This window comes from Blastococcus jejuensis, from assembly GCF_039534705.1.
Classification (GTDB): Bacteria; Actinomycetota; Actinomycetes; order Mycobacteriales; family Geodermatophilaceae; genus Blastococcus_B; species Blastococcus_B jejuensis.
The window spans coordinates 223,552-242,762 of record NZ_BAAAVV010000006.1 but is presented as its reverse complement, the minus strand read 5'-3'; the positions used below and the strand labels follow the sequence as shown (position 1 = coordinate 242,762).

The following is a 19,211-nucleotide window of genomic DNA, read 5'->3' as shown; positions in this document are numbered from 1 at the left end:
CGGGCCCCTGCAGGGGGCCGCTCAGGTCAGGTTGGCCGGGGCCTCGGCGGGGACGTCGAGGTGCTCGAGCAACGCCACGGTGAACTCCCGCGGCCGCTCGATGTGGGGCGAGTGGCCGACGTCGGGGAGCACGACCTCCCGGTAGGCCCCGCCGGTGGCCGCGTACCGATCGAGCACCGAGCGGGTCTGGGCGATCATCGGCTGCGGCGGGCAAGCCTCCGCTCCGGGCCAGCCGGGGACGGCGCCGACCGAGCCGAGGAACGCCAGGTCGAACACCGAGGTGTCGGAGACGATCTGGTCGGCGTCGCCGCGCACCCAGAGCACCGGCGGCTTCTCCGCGAGGTCGACGATGCCCGACACGTCGAAGACCGTCGGCGCCATCGTGTTCAGCACGCCGCGGGCGCCGGGCCGCACGCCCGGCCAGGCCTCGCAGGTGGCCGCGTCGCCCGGGTAGTGGTCCTCGCCGGTGCGGGTGCTGTTCATCGACGCGACCATCACGTCCTCGAACCCCGGGTCCAGCGGCAGCGAGCCCGGCGCCACGTAGAAGGCCCGCAGGATCGACCGCGGGCTGGTGGGCGCGTCGGCCGAGGTGTCCCCCGCGGCCAGCGCGGCGACGAACTCCGGGTTGGCCGCGCCGCCGCCGGATCCGGCGCCGTCCTCGTGCAGCCGGCGTCCCTCCGGCCCGGCGGTGCCGCCGAAGCCGTAGGGGGAGATCGGGGCCACCAGGGCGACGGACGCGACCGTGTGCGGGGCGTCGAGGAGGTACTGGAGGACGACGCCCGCGCCCATGCTCCAGCCGACCAGGTGCACCCGGTCGAGGCCGAGCGTGCCGATCAGGTCGGCGAGGTCGTCGGCCCAGTCCCGCACGCCGCGGGTGGCGTCGATCGGCTCCGCGTCGGTGTCGCCGTAGCCGCGCAGGTCGACGGCGAGGACCCGGTGCCGGCCGGTCTCGGCGAGCGCCAGCATCGTCGGTTGCCAGAACAGCGCCGAGCTCACGTTCCCGTGCACGAACAGCACCGCCTCGCCGGGGCCGGCGGGGTCGGTGCCGGCCGGGTGCAGGACGGACTGGGTGAGCCGCGGGGTCGTCAGCCGGGTGGCGGCGATACCGGGCAGGAGGACGTCGGTCATCGATGCGACTCCTGGTGGGGGGTGGGCCGGGCGGGGGCACACGCTAGCCAGGTGACGAGCCCGGCAACAGGGCCGGCGCCTCGCCGACGCGACCGCGGGCACCCCGGCACTGTCGGTCCGGCGACCTACAGTCGGGGGCGATGTCCACCTCCCAGACCGCCGTGCACGCCTCGGGCGCCCGGCGACGGCGGCCCGCCCGGCGGCGCACCGGGGGCGGCGGGGCCCGGAAGCGCCCCTCCGCGCGGCGGCCGCGAGGCGGGAGCTCGCAGCGCTGGTGGCCGGCCGGGCTCGTGGCCTTCGCCGTCCTCGTGGCACTGGCGTGGCGGGCCGACGGCGCGGCCCCGCCGGAGGCCGTCCCGACCTGCGCGCTGCCCGGCTCGGCGGTGACGATCACCGAGGAGCAGGCGGAGAACGCGGCGCGCATCGCGGCCGTCGCGTGGGACCGCGGGCTGCCCGACCGCGCCGTCGTCATCGCGCTGGCCACGGCCCAGCAGGAGTCCGGGCTGCGCAACGTCGACTACGGCGACCGCGACTCCCTCGGCCTGTTCCAGCAGCGGCCCTCGCAGGGCTGGGGCACCGAGGCGCAGGTGCAGGACCCCGAGTACGCGGCGGGCCAGTTCTTCGACCGACTCGTCCACGTGCCGAACTGGGAGACGCGTCCGCTCGCCGAGGCATCACACGTCGTGCAGCGTTCGGCCTATCCGAACGCCACAGCCAAGCACGAAGCGATGGCGATCGACCTCACGGCCGCGCTGCGGGCCGGCGGCGGCGAGCTCGACTGCGGCTAGCCCCCGGACGACGTCGTCCCTGGGACGGACATTCGCAGCAGCGGAATGTCCGCTCCGGGGACGACGATGGGGAGAGCTCGACCGCGGCTGATCAACTCAGGCCCATGCGGGCGCGGCCGTACAGCTCGGGGTGCTGCACGTAGGTCGGGTCGACCGGCCGTGACCGGCCGTCGGTGCCGGTGGACAGCCATCGCACGAGGGTGACCAGGCTGGCCACGGCGAGGGCGACGATCAGGAGCATCAAGGGCAGGATCACGGCGTTCTCCGAAGGTGTCGGTGCAGCGCCTCCCTGGCGCTGGAGACACCGTGCGCCCCGCCGCTTGCGATGCACTGGCAGCCGACTTGAGGCCGCACGTGCAGCGGCCGGCTCAGCCCCCCAGGCGTTCGACGGCTGCGTCGATCCGCTCGTCGGTGGCGGTGAGGGCCAGCCGCACGTGCTGCGCCCCGGCCGGCCCGTAGAAGCTGCCCGGCGCGGCCACGATGCCCTGCCCCGCGAGCCAGTCGATCGTCGTCCAGCAGTCCTCGTCGCGGGTGACCCACAGGTAGAGCCCGGCCTCGGAGTGCTCGATGCGGACGCCGCACGCGCGCACCGCGGCCGCGAGCCGTTCCCGGCGGGCCCGGTAGCGCTCCCGCTGGGCGTCGACGTGCGCGTCGTCGGCGAGTGCCGCGGCCATGACCGCCTGCACCGGGGTGGGCACGAGCAGGCCGAGGTGCCGGCGGACCTCCCAGACCCGGCGGACCAGCTCGGGGTCGCCGGACAGCAGCCCGGCCCGGTACCCGGCGGCCGTCGACTGCTTGGACAGCGAATGGACGGCGAGCAGGCCCGTGTGGTCCTCGCCCGCCACCGACGGGTGCAGCAGCGACCGCGGCTCGACGTCCCAGCCGAGGGTCACGTAGCACTCGTCGGCGACCACGGGGATGCCGTGCGCCCGCCCCCAGCGCACCCAGGCCCGCAGCTCGTCGTCGGTCAGCACCCGGCCGTGCGGGTTGCCCGGCGAGTTCAGCCAGACCAGGACCACGCCGACGGCGTCGTCAGGTGGGGTGTCGGTGCGCCGCACCGCGAGGCCGGCCAGCACGGCACCGACCTCGTAGGTCGGGTAGGCGACCTCGGGGATGACCACGGTGCCGCCACCGCGCAGACCGAGCAGCGTGGGCAGGAGCGCGACCAATTCCTTGGAGCCGACGGTCGGGATGACCGAGGGGTCACTGCCCAGGGGGTCGGCGAGGCGGACGCCGAGCCGGCGCTGCAGCCAGTCGGCCGCGGCCGTGCGCAGCGCCGCCGTGCCCAGGGCGGTCGGGTAGCCGGGAGCGTTGCCCGCCGCCGCCAGGGCGTCGGAGAGGACGGCAGGGGTGTCGTCGACCGGGGTGCCGATGGACAGGTCGACCACCCCGCCGGGGTGCTGGGCGGCTCGCGCCCGCGCCCCGGCGAGGGAGTCCCAGGGGAAGTCCGGCAGCTGGTGCGGGACCGCCGACCCGGGGACGGAGGTGGTCAGTGGCCTTCCGCCTGCGGCGGCAGGGCGGCGACCAGCGGATGGTCCTTGGCGATCTTCCCGGTCTTGGCGGCGCCCCCGGGGCTGCCCAGGTCGGAGAAGAACTCCACGTTGGCGTTGTAGAAGTCCTTCCACTTGTCCGGGACGTCGTCCTCGTAGTAGATGGCCTCCACCGGGCAGACCGGCTCGCAGGCGCCGCAGTCCACGCACTCGTCGGGGTGGATGTAGAGCATCCGGTCGCCCTCGTAGATGCAGTCCACCGGACACTCGTCGATGCACGCCTTGTCGAGGACGTCGACACAGGGCTGTGTGATCACGTAGGTCACGGTGGTTCCCTCCCGGGGACGCGCGGGGCAGCCGGCCGGATCGGCCGGGGTGGATCTTGGCGCACCCAGTATCACCCGTCGCCTGCGGGCCCGGCGCGACGGGTGGCGCGCCGCGACCGGCGTGGCGCCCGCCTCCCCCCGACGGGTGATCGCCCGGGCCCCGCTCAAGCAACCGGCCCCGTTGCCGATCTTGACGACGTGTCAGACGGATGGGGGAGCGTCGGCGCGTCGAGCGACCGCACGGTGTCGCCGTCGCCCTACGACGCCGTGGCCGCGCTCGAGCGCATGCTCGGGCGGCTGCGCGCCTCCTCCGGCGCGACCCGGGTCTCCGCCTTCGTCTACGAGGCGACGACGGAGACGGCTGTGCCGTTCCGCCAGTCGGTCGCCGCGACCGCCGAGGGCGCCGCCGTCCCGGAGCTGCGCACCGCCGTGACGCTGGCCCGCTCCCCCTTCCTCGCCGCCGTCGTCGCCGGCCGCGCCCCCGTCGTGGCGCGGGCGGACGGGCGCCGGGCGCCGGACAAGGACCTGGCCGCGCGCGGCATCCGGTCCGCGCACGGCGAGCCGCTCCTGCGCGACGGCGAGGTGATCGGCATGCTCACCGTCGAGCCTGCGGCCGCCGCGGCCCCGCACCTGCTGCGCCAGGTGACGCCGAAGCTCGCTGTCGCCCTGGCCGATGCCTGGACCCGCCGCTCCGAGAGCCGCCGGCTCGGCCAGGCCGAGGTGCTCCTCGGGTTGATCGAGTCGGCGTCGAAGGCCCGCTCCATGGACCACCTGCTCGGCGCCGCCTGCCGTCGGCTGGCCGAGCTCGGCGAGGTCGAGCGGGCCTGCATCTTCCTGCTGGAGGACGGCCGGCTCGTCCCCCGGATGGCCGCCTACGCCGACGGCCGCCGCGACGAGGCGAGCTGGGAGCAGTTCCGCAACGCGCCGGTGGGCTTCCCGCTGGCCGAGACGGTGCTGCGCACCGGGCAGCCGATCGCCGCCGACAAGGATTCCGGCCTGCTCTCGGGGTGGTGGGCGGACCAGTTCCACGTCGCCTCGGGCCTCGCCGTCCCCCTGGGCCGGGCTCCCGACCTCGCCGGGGTCCTCACCCTCGACAGCACCCGCGTGCGGCCGTTCTCCGAGGACGTGCGTCGCCTCGCGGCCGCCGCCGGCGCGCACCTCGGCGGCGTGATCGAGCAGGCCCGGACCAGCGAGGACCGGGCGGCGTCACTCGCCACCGCCGAGGTCGTGCGCCAGCTGCTCGTCGACGGCGCCGACGTGACCGGTGCCGCGCAGGCCGCCGAAGTGCTCGCCCGCGCCGTCCAGCAGCTGGTCGGCACCGACCGCAGCGCCGCGTACCTGGTCGACGACCACGGCCGGATCGGCGAGGTCCGCCACGTCGACTGGCCCGACGCGCACAAGCAGGTGATCCAGCAACGGCTCGTCGGCCGTGCCGCCGACGAGGTGCCGCTCTGGCGCGTGTCCACCGAGCAGAAGCTCCCGGTCTTCGTCGAGGACGCGACCGACGGCGACCTGCTCGACGCGCGCCTGGTCGCCGAGCTGGACCTGGCGTCCTACGTGAGCGTCCCGCTCCTGGCCGGCGACCGGCTGCTCGGCCTGATCGTGACCGGTTCGGTGTCCAGCGCCCGGTCGTGGTCGCCGGCCATCCGCGAGGCCGTCCGCCGGGTCACGCTCGAGGGCTCGCTGGTCGTCGAGAACGCCACCCTGCGGGCCGTCGAGCAGCTGCGGGTCGCCCAGCTGGCCACCGAGGCCCACCACGACCCGCTCACCGGGCTGGCGAACCGCCGTCGCCTCATCGAGGAGCTCGAGGCCACGGTCTACGGGGCCGGCGACCGCGAGTGCGCCGTGCTCATGGTCGACCTCGACCGGTTCAAGGAGATCAACGACAGCTTCGGGCACAGCGTCGGTGACGACCTGCTGTGCCTGGTCGGGCCGCGCCTGCAGAAGGTGCTCGGTCCGGCCGACCTCCTGGCGCGCATGGGCGGCGACGAGTTCGCCGTCCTGCTGCCCGACGCGGGGATGGCGCGGGCCCGCGAGGTCGGCGCCGGCCTCCTCGCCGCCCTGCGGGACGCGTTCGTGCTCGACGGCATGCCGCTGCACGTCGACGCCAGTGTCGGCATCGCCCTGTGCCCCGACCACGGCCGGGACCGTTCGCTGCTCCTGGCCCGCGCCGACACCGCGATGTACGCCGCGAAGAAGGGCCGGCACGGCTTCGAGGTGTGGGCGCCCGACGGCACCCCCGCCTCCCGCGACCGCCTGGAGACGCTCGAGCAGCTGCGGACCGCGCTGGACACCGACCAGCTCGACAACCACTACCAGCCCAAGCTCGACCTGCGCACGGGCACCGTCGTCGGCGTCGAGGCGCTGGTGCGCTGGAACCACCCCGACCGCGGCCTGCTGTTCCCCGACGTCTTCCTGCCCCTCGCCGAGCAGGCCGGGCTGATGCGCCGGCTCGCGCTCGGCGTCCTCGAGCGCGCGCTGCGCGACCTGCAGGCCTGGCGCGCGGCGGGCCACGACCTGTCGATGGCGGTGAACCTGTCGGTCTCCAACCTGCAGGACGTCGCGCTCCCCCAGCAGGTCGAGATGCTGCTCGACGCCTTCGACGTCCCCGCCGGGGCGCTGGTCCTCGAGATCACGGAGGACGTCCTCATGGCCGACGCCGCCCGCAGCCAGCAGGTCATGGCCGGGCTGCGCGCCCTGGGGGTCAAGCTGTCGATCGACGACTACGGCACCGGCTACTCGTCGCTGTCCTACCTGCGGGCGCTACCCGTCGACGAGCTGAAGCTCGACCGCAGCTTCGTCCGCAACCTGACCTCCGACCAGCGCGCGGCCGCGATCGTCCGCAGCACGCTGCAGCTGAGCCTGGACCTCGACATGGGCATGGTCGTCGAGGGCGTGGAGGACGCCGAGACGCTGGCCTCGCTGCGCGCCTGGGGCTGCCAGGTCGCGCAGGGGTACCACATCGCCCGCCCGATGCCGGCCGCGGACTTCCCGACCTGGCTGACCGGACGGTCCACGCCGACCCCCCGTCGCGGCCGCCGCCTCCCGGCGCCGCGGGCCGCCTCCGACCCGTCCACCCAGCCGACCGCATAGGGCCGCCTCCGGGCCTCCGGGCCGGCCGCGACAGGATCGTGCCCGTGCCCCTGCCCACCCCGCTCCCCGCCGTCGACGAGCTCGAACGGCTCGCGGCCCGCACCTGGCGCGGCCTGGAGGAGCAGCGGTACGGCGACTGGGTGCTCCGGGCCGGCGGCGGGTTCACCGGTCGGGCGAACTCGGTGCTCGTCGTCGGCGAACCCCCTGAGCCACTGCCCGACGCCGTCGCGGCCGTCACCCGCTGGTACGCCGGGCGGGGCCTCGCACCCCGGGCCCAGGTGCCCTCGCCGGGCGCCGAGGCGGCCGACGCGGCCTTCGACGCGGCGGGCTGGGAGCGTTCCGAGGACAACCTGGTCCTCGTCGCCTCCCTGGCGGAGTGGGCCGCGCCCCGCCTGCCGGTCGACCTGGCCGCCGCGCCCGATGACGCATGGCTGTCCGGCTACCGCTACCGCGGCACGCCCCTGCCACCGGTGGCGCGGGAGGTCCTGCTGGGGGCCGACGACCCGGTGTTCGCCTCCGTGCGCCTCGCCCCCGCGCCCGCCCCGCTGGCGGCCGTCGCCCGCGGTGCGACGGCCGGCCGCTGGCTGTGCGTCACGGCGGTCACCGTCGACGACGAGCACCGGCGGCAGGGCATGGCGACGGCGGTCATGGCGGCCCTCGGGTCGTGGGCTCGCGGCCGGGGCGCCGACTCGTGCGTGCTCCAGGTGGCCGGCTCCAACACCGGCGGGCTCGCCCTCTACCGGCGGCTCGGCTTCACCGGGCACCACCGCTACCACTACCGACTGGGTCCGCTGCCGGGGGCGTAGGCCGCCGACGGGGACCGGCCAGCGCCCGGCCCACGCCGAACGCCGCGGCGGTGACCCCCAGGAGCAGGAACGCCAGGTTGATCGCGCCGCTCGCGCCGCCGCCGGTGATCACGAGGTCGCCCTCGGGACGGCGCATCATCGCGGCGACCGCGACCACCAGCCACACCGCGGCGGGCAGCACCGCCACCACCCGGGAGCCGGAGAGCCGGTGGGCCGCCCCGGTGAGCACCAGGTTGCCGACGACGGCGACGACGACCGAGAGCGGCACCAGCACGCTGCCGATGCGCAGCGGCAGCCAGAAGACCTCGACCAGCGCGAGCCAGGCGGGCACCAGCACCGCGACGATCCCCCACCCGACCAGCGCCGGGGACCGCCGGGCGCTCATCCGGGAAGGCCGGCGAACAGGTCGGCCTCCCACCCGTCGTCCCCGGCGGGGCCCCGCTCGCCCTTGACCAGGCGGTAGTACTCGACGGCGAGGATCTCCTGGCCGAGGTGGTTCGACAGCGCGAAGAAGGGGAAGTCGACGCTGATCTGCGTGGCGTGGGCGCGCATGGCGGCGTCCTTGTGCTTCGCGAACACCCGGCCGTCGACGGCGGCCGCCACCTGCTCGTCGGAGACGACGGACGGGACGTCGTCGGCACTGGCGATCCCCGCGAACGCGGCCTCTTCACCCAGCGCCGCCAGGGCCTGCATGCCGGCCTCCAGCACCGAGCGGGGCACGCAGCACCAGTAGACCTTCGCGACGTCCCAGGCCTCGCCGAGGTCGGGTCGGTACGCGGGGTCCGCGGCGGCCGCGACGGCGCCCATGGCGACGCGGTGGGCCTGGATGTGGTCGGGGTGGCCGTAGCCGCCGTTCTCGTCGTAGGTGACCACCACCTGCGGGCGGACGTCGCGGACGACGGCGACCGCGTGCGCGACGGCGTCGGCGAGGTCGGCGTTCCAGAACGCGCGCGGGTGCTCGTTCGCGGGGGTGCCCATCATCCCCGAGTCGCGGTAGCGGCCCGGCCCGCCGAGGAAGCGGATGTCGGCGACGCCGAGCACCTCCATCGCTGCGCGGAGCTCGCCGATGCGGTAGCCCCCGAGCTGGTCGGCCTCGGCGGCGGCGAGCAGCTCCAGCTCGGGGACGAGGACCTCGCCCTCCTCCCCCAGCGTGCAGGTGAGCAGCGTGACCCCCGCACCGTCGGCCGCGTACTTCGCCATCGTGGCGCCGTTGTTGATCGTCTCGTCGTCGGGGTGGGCGTGCACGAACAGCGCGCGGCGGTCAGCAGTCACCGGGGGATTCTCCCCGGCGGCAACCCCGGGAACGACTCTGGGGGCGTTCCTCGCGCCTGCGGGGTTCTGCAGAACCCCTGCGGCACGAGAAACGCCCCCAGAACGGGTGTACCTCAGGTCACTCGGTGAAACCGATGTCCTGGTAGCGCGCCGTGGCGAAGCCGAGCGCACCGTAGTTCGCCAGCTTCTCGTTGGCCGCGATGATGTCCGGACGCTGGTACAGGGTCAGCGAGTGGACCTCCTCCCAGATCAGGGCATCGATCTGGTTGGCGACCTCGCGCGCCTCTTCGGGGTCGAGGATCTGGACGACCTCGGCGAACAGGTCGTCGATCTCCTGGGAACCGACCCGGGCGAAGTTCTGCTGGATCTCCTCGCCCTGCGGGTTGGCGTAGATCGACTGCGACGAGCTGATCGGGAACGGCGTACCGATCCACGAGAAGACCGTGAAGTCGTAGTCACCGATGAGGATGTAGTTCTCGAAGAACTCGTCCACGGAGACCGTCTCGATCTGCACGTCCGCACCGACCTCGGCGAGCATGGTCTGCACCAGCTCCGCCTCCTGCGCGCTGGCGGACACACCGGACGGGATCACGAACCGGATGGTCAGCTCCTGGCCGTCCTTGGTCCGCGTGCCCTCGCCCTCGCGCGTCCAGCCGGCCTCGTCGAGCTGCGCGTTGGCAGCCTCGATGTCGGGCTCGGAGAGGTCACCGGCGTTGTCCTGGTAGCCCTCCTGGTTGCGCATGAAGATGTGGTTGTCCAGCTTGGTCGAGTCGCCGCCCAGCGGGCCGACCAGCGCGTCGGCGATCGTCTGCCGGTCGATGGCCTTGGCCAGCGCCTGGCGGACGTTGACGTCGGAGAGCACCGGCGACGTGCCGTTGATGGTGATGTGCCGGAAGTTCGGCCCACCGGCGCGGCGGACGTCGATGCCCTCGGTGCTCTCGGCACGCTGCAGGGCGTTCACGTCGGGGCCGACGTCGATGAAGTCGATCTCACCGTTGGCCAGGGCGTCGATCTGGGCGTCGATGTCGATGACCCGGTAGATGATCCGGTCGAGGATCGCCGGGTCACCCCACCAGTCGGGGTTGCGCTCGAGGGTGATCGTCTGCGCGGTGGCGTCGATCTCGCCCAGCTGGAACGGGCCGGCGGTGACCAGCGGCGCCTCGATCCACCCGGTGTTGAAGAGCTCCGGGTCGGTGTTGGTCGACGCCGGGTAGAGCGGGCTGAACTGCGCCTGCCAGTCGGCGTAGGGGTTGGCGTAGGTGACGACCGCCTGCTTGTCGCTCTCACCCTGCTCGACCGACGCCATCTGGTCGTAGCCGTTGCTCGAGGAGATGTTGTAGGCCGGGTTGGTGCCGTTGGTGGCCTGCCACTGGGCGATGAGGTCGGCGGCGGTGATCGGCGTGCCGTCGGACCACGTGGCGTCGGGGTTGATGTCGTACGTGACCACCTGCGGGTCTTCCGACGTCAGCTCGATGTTGGTGAAGTAGTCCTCGTTGACGGTGGGGGTGGCGTCCGCCGAGAACTGGAACGCCGACGGCATCAGCGCGGACATGACGTCGCTCGTGTCGTCCAGGGTGCCGTCGAACTGGTAGTAGTTGAAGTTCGGCGGGATCTCGCCCAGGGCCCAGCGGAGGTCGCCGCCCTCGGCGAGGTCCTCGCGGTCGACGGGATTGATGTCGTTCTCGGTGGCCGAGGCCGCCTGGCCGTCACCACCGTTCCCGTTCCCGCTGCCGTTGTCGGACCCGCCGCCACAACCGGCGAGCACGACGGTGACGGCGGTGACTGCGACTGCAGCGCGAAGTGGACGAATTCGTCTCAAGAGGTTGCTCCATGGTCGGTGCCGACGCTCCGGGTCACGGAGCGCACGGCCTATTGCCTGGGACGGACGGAGAGTAGGCACGTGACCCCGTCGTGGCGGTCACGTCGCGATAACGATCGGTATCGGGACTCCCAAATCAAGCCCAGGGCATGAACACTTTCGCGTCCTTCACGGTCAGTCCGGGACGACCTGCCGTTCCCGGGCCCAGTGACAGGCGGATTCGGTGTCGGCGTCGGTGTGCCGCTCCAGCCGCGGGTCGTCCTCCCGGCAGCGTTCCTGCTGCTCGGCCGACAGCTCCACGTACAGCGGGCAGCGGGACCGGAACCGGCAGCCCGAGGGAAGGTTCGCCGGGTTCGGCAGGTCACCGCGCACGAGGATGCGGGTGCGCTGCCGTTCGGCCACCGGATCGGGGATCGGGACGGCGGAGAGCAGCGCCTGCGTGTACGGGTGCGTCGGGCGCTCGAACACGCCGTCGGCGTCCCCCACCTCGACCAGCCGGCCGAGGTACATGACCGCCACCCGGTCGGCGACGTGCCGGACCACCGACAGGTCGTGCGCGACGAACAGGTAGGACAGGCCCAGCCGGGCCTTGAGGTCCTCGAGCAGGTTGAGCACACCGGCCTGGATGGAGACGTCGAGCGCCGACACCGGCTCGTCGAGCACCAGCAACCGCGGTTCCAGCGCGAGCGCGCGGGCGATGCCGATGCGCTGCCGCTGCCCTCCGGAGAAGTCGGCCGGGTAGCGGTTGGCGTGCTCCCGGCTCAGGCCCACGAGCTCGAGCAGCTCGCGCACCCGTTCCCGCCGCTTGTCGGCCGAGATCCCGAAGACCCGCATCGGTTCGTCGATGATGTCGCCGACGGGCAGCCGCGGGTCCAGCGAGGCCAGCGGGTCCTGGAAGACGACCTGGACGTCGCGGCGCAGGGCTTTGCGCTGACCGCCGTCGAGGGCGGCCACGTCCTTGCCGAGCACGCTGACCGTGCCCTGCTCGGGGGTGGCCAGCTCGAGGATCTGCATGATCGTCGTCGACTTGCCGCACCCGGACTCGCCGACCAGGCCGAGCGCCTCGCCCTCGCGGATGTCGAAGCTGATCCCGTCGACGGCGGTGATCGTGCCGATCGTGCGGCGGAACACGACGCCCTTGGTCAGGGGGTAGCGCTTGGCGAGGTCACGCACCTCGAGCACCGCCGCCCGCTGCTCGCGGGGCACCTCCTCGCGGACGGTGGCGATCGCCGGCGGCGGGAAGACCGGAGCCCCGTGGATCAGGCCGAGCTCGATCTCCTCGCTCCGGTGGCACGCGGCGCTGCGGACGCCGCCGGCGGTGGGCTCCAGCTCCGGCTCGACGGTCTCGCAGATGGAGATGCTGACCGGGCAGCGCGCGACGAACGGGCAACCCTGGGGCAGCCGGGCGACGTTGGGCGGCGACCCCTCGATCGGGGTCAGGGGCTGGCCGGGCCGGTCCAGCCGCGGCACGGAGCCGAGCAGCCCGATCGTGTAGGGCATGCGCGGGTCGGCGTACACCGGGCCCACCGGGCCGCTCTCCACGGCCTTGCCCGCGTACATGACCACGATCCGGTCGGCGATCCCGGCCACGACGCCGAGGTCGTGGGTGATCATGATCGTCGCGGCGTTGGTCATCTGCCGGGCGGTGTCGAGCAGCTCGAGCACCTGCGCCTGGATGGTCACGTCCAGCGCCGTTGTCGGCTCGTCGGCGATGAGGACGTCGGGGTCGTTGGCGATCGCCATCGCGATCATCACGCGCTGCCGCATGCCGCCGGAGAATTCGTGCGGATACGCCTTGGCCCGCTGCGCGGCGTTCGGGATGCCCACCGCGTCGAGCAGTTCGACCGCCCGCCGGAAGGCCGCCGCCTTCGGCAGCCCCTGGTGGATCTCGATCGTCTCGGCGATCTGGTCGCCGATCGTGTAGACCGGCGTCAGGGCCGAGAGCGGGTCCTGGAAGACCATCGCGATCTTGCTGCCGCGGATCCTCGCCAGTTCGCGGTCGGGCAGCCCCAGCAGGTCCTGCCCCCGCAGCCGGACGCTGCCGGTCACCTCGGCCGACTGCGGCAGCAGGCCCATGACCGCCAGCGACGAGACCGACTTGCCCGAGCCCGACTCGCCCACGATGCCGAGCACCTCGCCCGGCGACAGGGTGAAGCTGACCCCGCGGACCGCCGGGACCGCGCCGTCCTCCCCGGGGAACTCGACGGTGAGGTCGCGCACCTCCAGGAGCGGAGCGGCGGGATCGGTCGTCCCCCCGGCGCGTTCTGCCTGGACGGTCACCGGCTGCCCCCTGCACGCTTCGACGACGGGTCCAGCGCGTCCCGGAGCCCGTCGCCCAGGACGCTGACCGCCAGGGTGGTGAGCACCAGCAGCCCGCCGGAGAACATGAACAGCCACGGGAAGGTGAACGCCGACCGGGTGCCGGCGGCGATCAGCGTGCCGAGGGACTGGTCCGGCGGCTTCACCCCGAAGCCGAAGTAGGACAGCCCCGACTCGGCGATGATGGCCGTGGCCACCGCGATCGTCGCGTCGATGATCAGCAGCGACGACATGTTCGGGATCAGGTGGCGGAAGATGATCCCCGGCGTCGAGACCCCGGAGAACCGGGCGGCCAGGACGAACTCCTTCTCCCGCAGGCTCAGCGTCATCCCGCGCACGATGCGGGCGGTGATCATCCAGGCGAAGACCGCGATGAGCAGCACCAGCGCGATCCAGCCGCCGGAGCGCAGGTTGCGGCTGATGATCGCCACGATCAGGAACGACGGGATGACCAGCAGCAGGTCGACCATCCACATGAGGACCTTGTCGACCCAGCCGCCGAGGTAGCCGGCGAACGCGCCGACGACGGCGGCGAGCCCGGTCGAGATGACCGCCACGAGCAGGCCGATCAGCAGCGACTTCTGCAGCCCGCGCATCGTCTGGGCGAACACGTCGCCGCCGATCTGCGTGGTCCCGAACCAGTGGTCGGGCGAGGGCGGCTGCAGGAACGAGGTGAAGTCCTGCCCGGCATACGTCCACCCGGTGATGGCCTCGTAGATGATCGGGCCGAGGAACGCGGAGACGAACAGCGTCACCAGGACGACGAGCGCGGCCAGCGCGGCCTTGTTGCGCCGGAGCCGGCGCATGACCAGCTGGCGGCGGCCGCGGACGACGACGTCCGGTCCGGGCGGGGCCTGGCCGGGTGAGTCCGAGAGCGCGACGTCGTCGGCGACGACGAGCGGGTCTGCGGGAAGCGACATGTCAGTTCCTCACCCTCAGGAGACCCGCACGCGCGGGTCGAGGACGGCGTAGAGGACATCGGCGAGGAATCCCGAGAACAGGATGAACACCGCGGTGAACAGCGACACCGTCGCCACCACGTTGATGTCGTTGCCCGTGATGGAGTCGACCAGCCACTCGCCCATCCCGTGCCAGCCGAAGATCTTCTCGGTGAACGTGGCCCCGACGGCCAGCGTGCCGAAGGAGTAGGCGAGCAGCGTCGCCATCGGGATCAGCGCCGTCCGCAGGCCGTGCTTGTAGAGCGCCCGTCTTCGGGTGAGTCCCTTGGCCTGCGCCGTCCGCAGGAAGTCGCTGCCCATCACGTCGAGCATCGCGTTGCGCTGGTAGCGGGAGAAGAACGCGATCAGCCCCAGCGCGATCGACAGCGTCGGCAGGATCAGGTGCGCGACCTGGTCCTTCACGGTCCCCCAGAACCCGGCGTCGAGGCCCGGCGTCTCGTAGCCGGTGTAGTAGAGCAGCGTCGTCCCGGCGGCGTCGTTGACCTGCAGCGCCCCGAACTTCAGCAGCACCGCCGTGAAGAACACCGGCGTGGCGATGAAGAAGAACGAGAAGCCGGTGAAGAACCGGTCGGTGAACTTGTACTGCTTCACCGCGCTGACCACACCCACCAGCACACCCAGCACCGACCCGATGAGCGAGCCGAGCAGCAGCAGCCGGAGGCTCACCAGCGAGCGCGCACCGAGCTGGCTGTTGATGTCGGCACCGGTGACCGTCTTGCCGAAGTCACCGGTGACGACCCCGCCGATCCAGTCGAGGTAGCGACCCACCAGCGGGTCCTTGTCGTTGACCCCGTACTCGGTGAGCTGCTGGTCGATGACCGCGGGCGGCACGGGCGGGTTGCGCCCGTCGTACCGCGCGCGCGGGTTCAGCGCGACCGACGCCACCAGGTACGCGAGCGTGGTCGCCACGAGGACGAGCACCACGTAGTTGGCCAGTCGCCGGAGCAGGAAACGCCCCACGGATGCCCTCCGGTCAGTGCGCTCGGTGCCGGAGGGATGCCCCCGACAGGAAGAGGTGCCCTTGCTGCCGCAGAGCCATCGTCAGCCCACGTCGGTGGGCACCACGCTGCGGGCCTCGGCGAAGTGGCAGGCCGCGGGGTGACCCTGACCGCGGTCGACCAGGGCCGGCGGCTCGGTCGCGCAGATGTCCTGGGCCTTCCAGCACCGGGTGCGGAACCGGCAGCCCGACGGCGGATTGGCCGGGCTGGGCACGTCGCCCTGCAGCAGGATCCGCTCCTTGAGCCCGCGCAGCGACGGCTCGTGCACCGGAACCGAGGACAGCAGCGCCTGGGTGTAGGGGTGCGACGGCGAGCCGTACACGTCGGTGTGCGACCCCTCCTCGACCACGCTGCCCAGGTACATCACCGCCACGCGGTCGGAGATGTGGCGCACCACCGACAGGTCGTGGGCGATGAACAGGTAGGAGAGACCGAAGTCGTCCTGCAGGTCCTCGAGCAGGTTGACCACCTGGGCCTGCACCGAGACGTCGAGGGCCGACACCGGCTCGTCGCAGACGATGACCTCCGGCCGCAGGGCGAGCGCGCGGGCGATGCCGATGCGCTGCCGCTGACCACCGGAGAACTGGTGCGGGTACCGGTTGACGAAGTCGGGGTTGAGGCCGACGCGGTCCAGCAGTTCCTGGGTCCGCTTGAGGCGGCCCTTCTTCGGCGCGATGTCGGGGTGCACCGACCAGCCCTCGGCGACGATGTCACCGGCGGTCATCCGCGGGTTCAGCGACGCGTAGGGGTCCTGGAAGATGATCTGGACCTCGCGGCGGTACTGCTTGAGTTCCCGCCCGCCCATCTTCGCGACGTCCCGGCCCTTGTAGAGGATCTGGCCGTCGGTCGGCTTCTCCAGCGCGACCAGCAGCTTCGACACCGTCGACTTGCCGCAGCCGGACTCGCCGACGAGACCGAGGGTCTCGCCGCGGCGCAGCGTCAGGTCGACGCCGTCGACGGCGCGGACGTGCCCGATCGTGCGCTTGAAGAGGATCCCCTGCGTCAGCGGGAAGTACTTCTTCAGGCCCTTGACCTCGATGAGCGGCTGGCCCTCGGCGACGGCGGGCAGCGCGTTCTCGGGGGCGGCGTCGGGCGTCGTCGGCTCAGACACCGAGGACCTCCTCGCTGTAGTGGCAGGCGGCTTCCCGGCCGGGGACGACGAGCCGCAGCGGCGGGCGGTCGACGGCGCAGTCGCGGCCCGGGGCCGCCTCGGCGCCGATCCGGCGACGGGGGCAGCGCGGGTGGAACGGGCAGCCCGACGGGATGTTGGCCAGGTTCGGCGGCTGGCCGGTGATCGGCTGCAGCCGGCCACCCTTGGCCTCGACCTGGGGCACCGACGTCATCAGGCCCTCGGTGTAGGGGTGCGCCGGGTCGCCGAACACGTCGTCGACGGTGCCGCGCTCCACGATCCGGCCGGCGTACATGACGGCCACCTGGTCGGCGACCTCGTTGACGACGCCGAGATCATGGGTGATGAGCACCAGGCCCATCCCCGTCTCCTCCTGCAGGTCGGTGAGCAGGTCCATGACCTGCGCCTGCACGGTGACGTCGAGCGCGGTGGTCGGCTCGTCGGCGATCAGGATCCGCGGGTCGAGGGCGATCGCCATCGCGATCATGACCCGCTGGCGCATGCCCCCGGAGAACTGGTGGGGGTAGTCGCCGACGCGCTGCGCCGCGGCCGGGATGCGCACGCGGTCCATCAGCTCGACCGCGCGCTTCTTGGCGTCCTGCTTCGACATCCCGCGGTGCGCCCGGAACATCTCGCCGATCTGGTACCCCACGCTGTAGACGGGGTTCAGCGCCGACAGCGCGTCCTGGAAGATCATCGAGATGCCCGGTCCGCGGACCTTGCGCTGCTCCTCGGGCGAGAGCTCCAGGAGGTTGCGGCCCTCGAACCAGATGCTGCCGCCGGTGATCTGCGCGGGCGGCGTGTCGAGGATCCCCATGATCGCCTGGGCCGACACCGACTTGCCGGAGCCGGACTCCCCGAGGATCGCGAGGGTCTCCCCCGGCCCCAGGGTGTAGCTGATGCCGTTGACGGCGTTGACGACGCCGGCGCGCGTGCGGAACTCGACGTAGAGGTCATCGACCTCGAGCAGCGGCGCCGATGCGCCGCCGCCCCTCGTCTGCGCGGCGGGCGTGGGGACGGTGCTCATGAGCGCTGCCTCGGGTCGAGGGCGTCGCGCAGGGCGTCGCCCATCATGATGAAGGCCATCACGGTCAGGGTCAGGATGATGCTCGGGAAGAGCACCAGGTGCGGGGCGGTGCGCAGCAGCGACTGGCCGTCGGCGATCTGCAGGCCCCACGAGATCGCCGGCGCCTGCAGCCCGACACCCAGGTAGGTGAGCGTGGCCTCCGCCGCGATCAGGACGCCGATGGTGATGGTCGCGTAGACCAGGACCGGGGCCACGGCGTTGGGCAGGATGTGCCGGACCAGGATCCGGAAGTCCGAGGCGCCCATCGCCCGCGCGGCCGCGACGTAGTCCGAGCTCTTCACCGCGATGACCTGCGAGCGGACCAGCCGCATCGCCGTCATCCAGCCGAACGCGGCCAGCGCGATGGCGACCGCTCCCGGGCCCCGCTCGCTGATCACCGGCAGGTTGGTCGACGGGCCGACCCGCAGCAGCACCAGCGCGCCCAGGATCAGCGGCAGTGCGTAGAAGATGTCGGTGAGCCGCGACAGGATGCTGTCGGTGAGGCGCCCGTAGAAGCCGGCGATCGCGCCGACGACGACGCCGAGCACCAGCACGCCGAGCACACCCAGCACGCCGATGAGCAGCGAGTTGCGCGCCCCGTAGACGATGTTGGCCATGTAGTCGCAGCCCTGCTGGTCGTAGCCCAGCCAGTGGCCCGCCGACGGCGTCGCCTTGGAGTTGGTCAGGCTGCACGAGCGGGGGTCGATGCCCCGCGCGAACAGCGTCGGGAACAGCGCCATGAGCACGAAGAGCAGGCCCAGCACGGCGCCGATCCAGAAGATGACGTTGCGCTTGAGCTGACCCCAGGCGTCGCTCCAGAGACTGTTCTGCCGGGCGTCGGTGACGTCGACCGACGGCTCCCCCAGGACGGTCGTCGTCCCGGCCTGTACCTCGTCGTGCCGCAGGTCCTGCTGCTGCTGGGACTCAGTCATAGCGGATCCTCGGGTCGAGGACGGCGTAGAGCACGTCGACGACCAGGTTGAAGAAGATGAAGAAGAAGACCATCAGGGTCACGATGCCGACGACGACGGCGCCCTCCTGGGCGCGCACGGCGTCGAAGACCGACCGGCCGATACCGGGCAGGTTGAACACTGTCTCGGTGACGATGGCACCGCCGAGCAGGGTGCCGATGTCGGCGCCGATGAACGTCACGACCGGGATCAGGCTGTTGCGCAGCGTGTGCCGGACGATGACCGTGCGGGGCGGGAGGCCCTTGGCCCGCGCCGTCCGCACGTAGTCGGCGCGCATGTTCTCCGCGATGCTCGTCCGCGTCAGGCGGGCCACGTAGGCCAGCGAGCCGGACGCGAGGACCAGACCGGGCAGCAGGAAGCTGTACCAGCCCTGGGTCGTGCCGGAGGTCGGGAACCAGCCGAGCTGGAGGCCGAAGACGAACTGGGAGACGAACGCCAGCACCAGGATCGGGATCGACACGATCACCGTCGTCGCGACGAGGACCAGGTTGTCGAAGTAGCCGTTGCGGCGGATGCCGGCGAGCACGCCCGCGACGATGCCGATGACGATCTCGAACCCGATGGCCACGACGGTGAGCTGCAGCGTCACCGGGAGCCGGAGCAGGATGGTCTCCAGGACGTCCCGACCACGGAAGTCGGTGCCGAAGTCCCCCTGCACCAGGTCGCCCAGGTACTTGACGTACTGCAGGTACAGCGGGTCGTTCAGGTTGAACTCGTCGCGCAGCTGGGCGACGACCGCGGGAGCCAGCGGCCGGTCACCGCCGAGCGCCCGGATCGGGTCGCCGGGCAGCGCGTAGACCATCGCGAAGATCAGGAAGGAAGCCCCGAGCAGGACGGGGATGGTCAGCAGAAGGCGGCGCGCGATGTAGCGGCCCATGTCCCTCCTCGGTCAGGACGCACCCGGACCCCGGTCTGGGGTGGCGCGTCGTCCATCATGCGGGACGCCCGAGCGGCGATGCCTCCGGGACTCCCGTCCGGTCGGGACGGGGCGTTGCCCCATCGGCGAACCGCCGGGGGTCCTGCCCGGTACGGGCAGGCACCCCCGGC

The 19,211-nt window shown here is 72.5% G+C and carries 17 protein-coding genes; 3 read left to right on the top strand and 14 right to left on the bottom strand.

Annotated elements, in window-relative coordinates; genetic code table 11:
* Positions 1–21 precede the first annotated feature (21 nt).
* Positions 22–1,128, bottom strand: coding sequence for an alpha/beta hydrolase (locus ABD644_RS14475; protein WP_344689637.1), 1,107 nt, complete (start codon positions 1,126–1,128; stop codon positions 22–24).
* A 140-nt stretch (positions 1,129–1,268) separates the two neighbouring features.
* On the opposite strand from ABD644_RS14475, the gene ABD644_RS14470 reads away from it, so the two are divergent.
* The gene (locus ABD644_RS14470; protein WP_344689636.1) at positions 1,269–1,916 is read left to right on the top strand and encodes a hypothetical protein; all 648 of its coding nucleotides are present in this window, start codon (positions 1,269–1,271) and stop codon (positions 1,914–1,916) included.
* 91 nt (positions 1,917–2,007) lie between these two features.
* On the opposite strand, the gene ABD644_RS14465 is transcribed toward ABD644_RS14470, so the two are convergent.
* The 3 genes from ABD644_RS14465 to fdxA form a co-directional block, all read right to left on the bottom strand.
* Positions 2,008–2,172 carry a hypothetical protein gene (locus tag ABD644_RS14465; protein WP_344689635.1) on the bottom strand — a complete coding sequence of 55 codons (165 nt, stop codon included), beginning with the start codon at positions 2,170–2,172 and terminating at the stop codon, positions 2,008–2,010.
* 112 nt (positions 2,173–2,284) lie between these two features.
* Complete coding sequence (gene dapC, locus ABD644_RS14460; RefSeq protein ID WP_344689736.1) at positions 2,285–3,370, bottom strand: succinyldiaminopimelate transaminase; 1,086 nt, start codon at positions 3,368–3,370, stop codon at positions 2,285–2,287.
* Positions 3,371–3,405: 35 nt separating this feature from the next.
* Complete coding sequence (gene fdxA, locus ABD644_RS14455) at positions 3,406–3,723, bottom strand: ferredoxin (protein ID WP_425547441.1); 318 nt, start codon at positions 3,721–3,723, stop codon at positions 3,406–3,408.
* A gap of 207 nt (positions 3,724–3,930) precedes the next feature.
* Between fdxA and ABD644_RS14450 the strand changes: the two genes are divergently transcribed.
* Positions 3,931–6,825: a bifunctional diguanylate cyclase/phosphodiesterase gene (locus tag ABD644_RS14450; RefSeq protein WP_344689633.1), complete on the top strand. Its 2,895-nt coding sequence runs from the start codon at positions 3,931–3,933 to the stop codon at positions 6,823–6,825.
* Between the two features lie 44 nt (positions 6,826–6,869).
* Positions 6,870–7,631: a GNAT family N-acetyltransferase gene (locus ABD644_RS14445; protein ID WP_344689632.1), complete on the top strand. Its 762-nt coding sequence runs from the start codon at positions 6,870–6,872 to the stop codon at positions 7,629–7,631.
* Here ABD644_RS14445 and ABD644_RS14440 read toward each other — a convergent pair.
* From ABD644_RS14440 to ABD644_RS14395, 10 genes are all read right to left on the bottom strand, one after another.
* Positions 7,579–8,016: a hypothetical protein gene (locus tag ABD644_RS14440; RefSeq protein ID WP_344689631.1), complete on the bottom strand. Its 438-nt coding sequence runs from the start codon at positions 8,014–8,016 to the stop codon at positions 7,579–7,581. The genes ABD644_RS14445 and ABD644_RS14440 overlap by 53 nt on opposite strands.
* On the bottom strand, positions 8,013–8,903 hold the full coding sequence (gene mshB, locus ABD644_RS14435) for an N-acetyl-1-D-myo-inositol-2-amino-2-deoxy-alpha-D-glucopyranoside deacetylase (RefSeq protein ID WP_344689630.1): 891 nt from the start codon (positions 8,901–8,903) through the stop codon (positions 8,013–8,015). Before mshB ends, ABD644_RS14440 begins: the two co-directional genes overlap by 4 nt.
* A gap of 118 nt (positions 8,904–9,021) precedes the next feature.
* Positions 9,022–10,668 (bottom strand): ABC transporter family substrate-binding protein, encoded by a 1,647-nt coding sequence (locus ABD644_RS14430; RefSeq protein ID WP_344689629.1) that lies wholly within the window; start codon positions 10,666–10,668, stop codon positions 9,022–9,024.
* A 228-nt stretch (positions 10,669–10,896) separates the two neighbouring features.
* On the bottom strand, positions 10,897–13,002 hold the full coding sequence (locus ABD644_RS14425) for an ABC transporter ATP-binding protein (RefSeq protein ID WP_344689628.1): 2,106 nt from the start codon (positions 13,000–13,002) through the stop codon (positions 10,897–10,899).
* Positions 12,999–13,961 (bottom strand): ABC transporter permease, encoded by a 963-nt coding sequence (locus ABD644_RS14420; RefSeq protein WP_344689627.1) that lies wholly within the window; start codon positions 13,959–13,961, stop codon positions 12,999–13,001. Before ABD644_RS14420 ends, ABD644_RS14425 begins: the two co-directional genes overlap by 4 nt.
* 15 nt (positions 13,962–13,976) lie before the next feature.
* A complete protein-coding gene (locus ABD644_RS14415; RefSeq protein WP_344689626.1) occupies positions 13,977–14,960 on the bottom strand; it encodes an ABC transporter permease in 984 nt (327 codons plus the stop codon).
* Positions 14,961–15,041: 81 nt separating this feature from the next.
* Positions 15,042–16,109, bottom strand: coding sequence for an ABC transporter ATP-binding protein (locus ABD644_RS14410; RefSeq protein ID WP_425547440.1), 1,068 nt, complete (start codon positions 16,107–16,109; stop codon positions 15,042–15,044).
* A complete protein-coding gene (locus tag ABD644_RS14405; protein WP_344689625.1) occupies positions 16,102–17,154 on the bottom strand; it encodes an ABC transporter ATP-binding protein in 1,053 nt (350 codons plus the stop codon). Before ABD644_RS14405 ends, ABD644_RS14410 begins: the two co-directional genes overlap by 8 nt.
* Positions 17,151–18,125 (bottom strand): ABC transporter permease, encoded by a 975-nt coding sequence (locus ABD644_RS14400; RefSeq protein ID WP_344689624.1) that lies wholly within the window; start codon positions 18,123–18,125, stop codon positions 17,151–17,153. Before ABD644_RS14400 ends, ABD644_RS14405 begins: the two co-directional genes overlap by 4 nt.
* Complete coding sequence (locus ABD644_RS14395) at positions 18,118–19,041, bottom strand: ABC transporter permease (protein WP_344689623.1); 924 nt, start codon at positions 19,039–19,041, stop codon at positions 18,118–18,120. Before ABD644_RS14395 ends, ABD644_RS14400 begins: the two co-directional genes overlap by 8 nt.
* Positions 19,042–19,211: the final 170 nt, after the last annotated feature.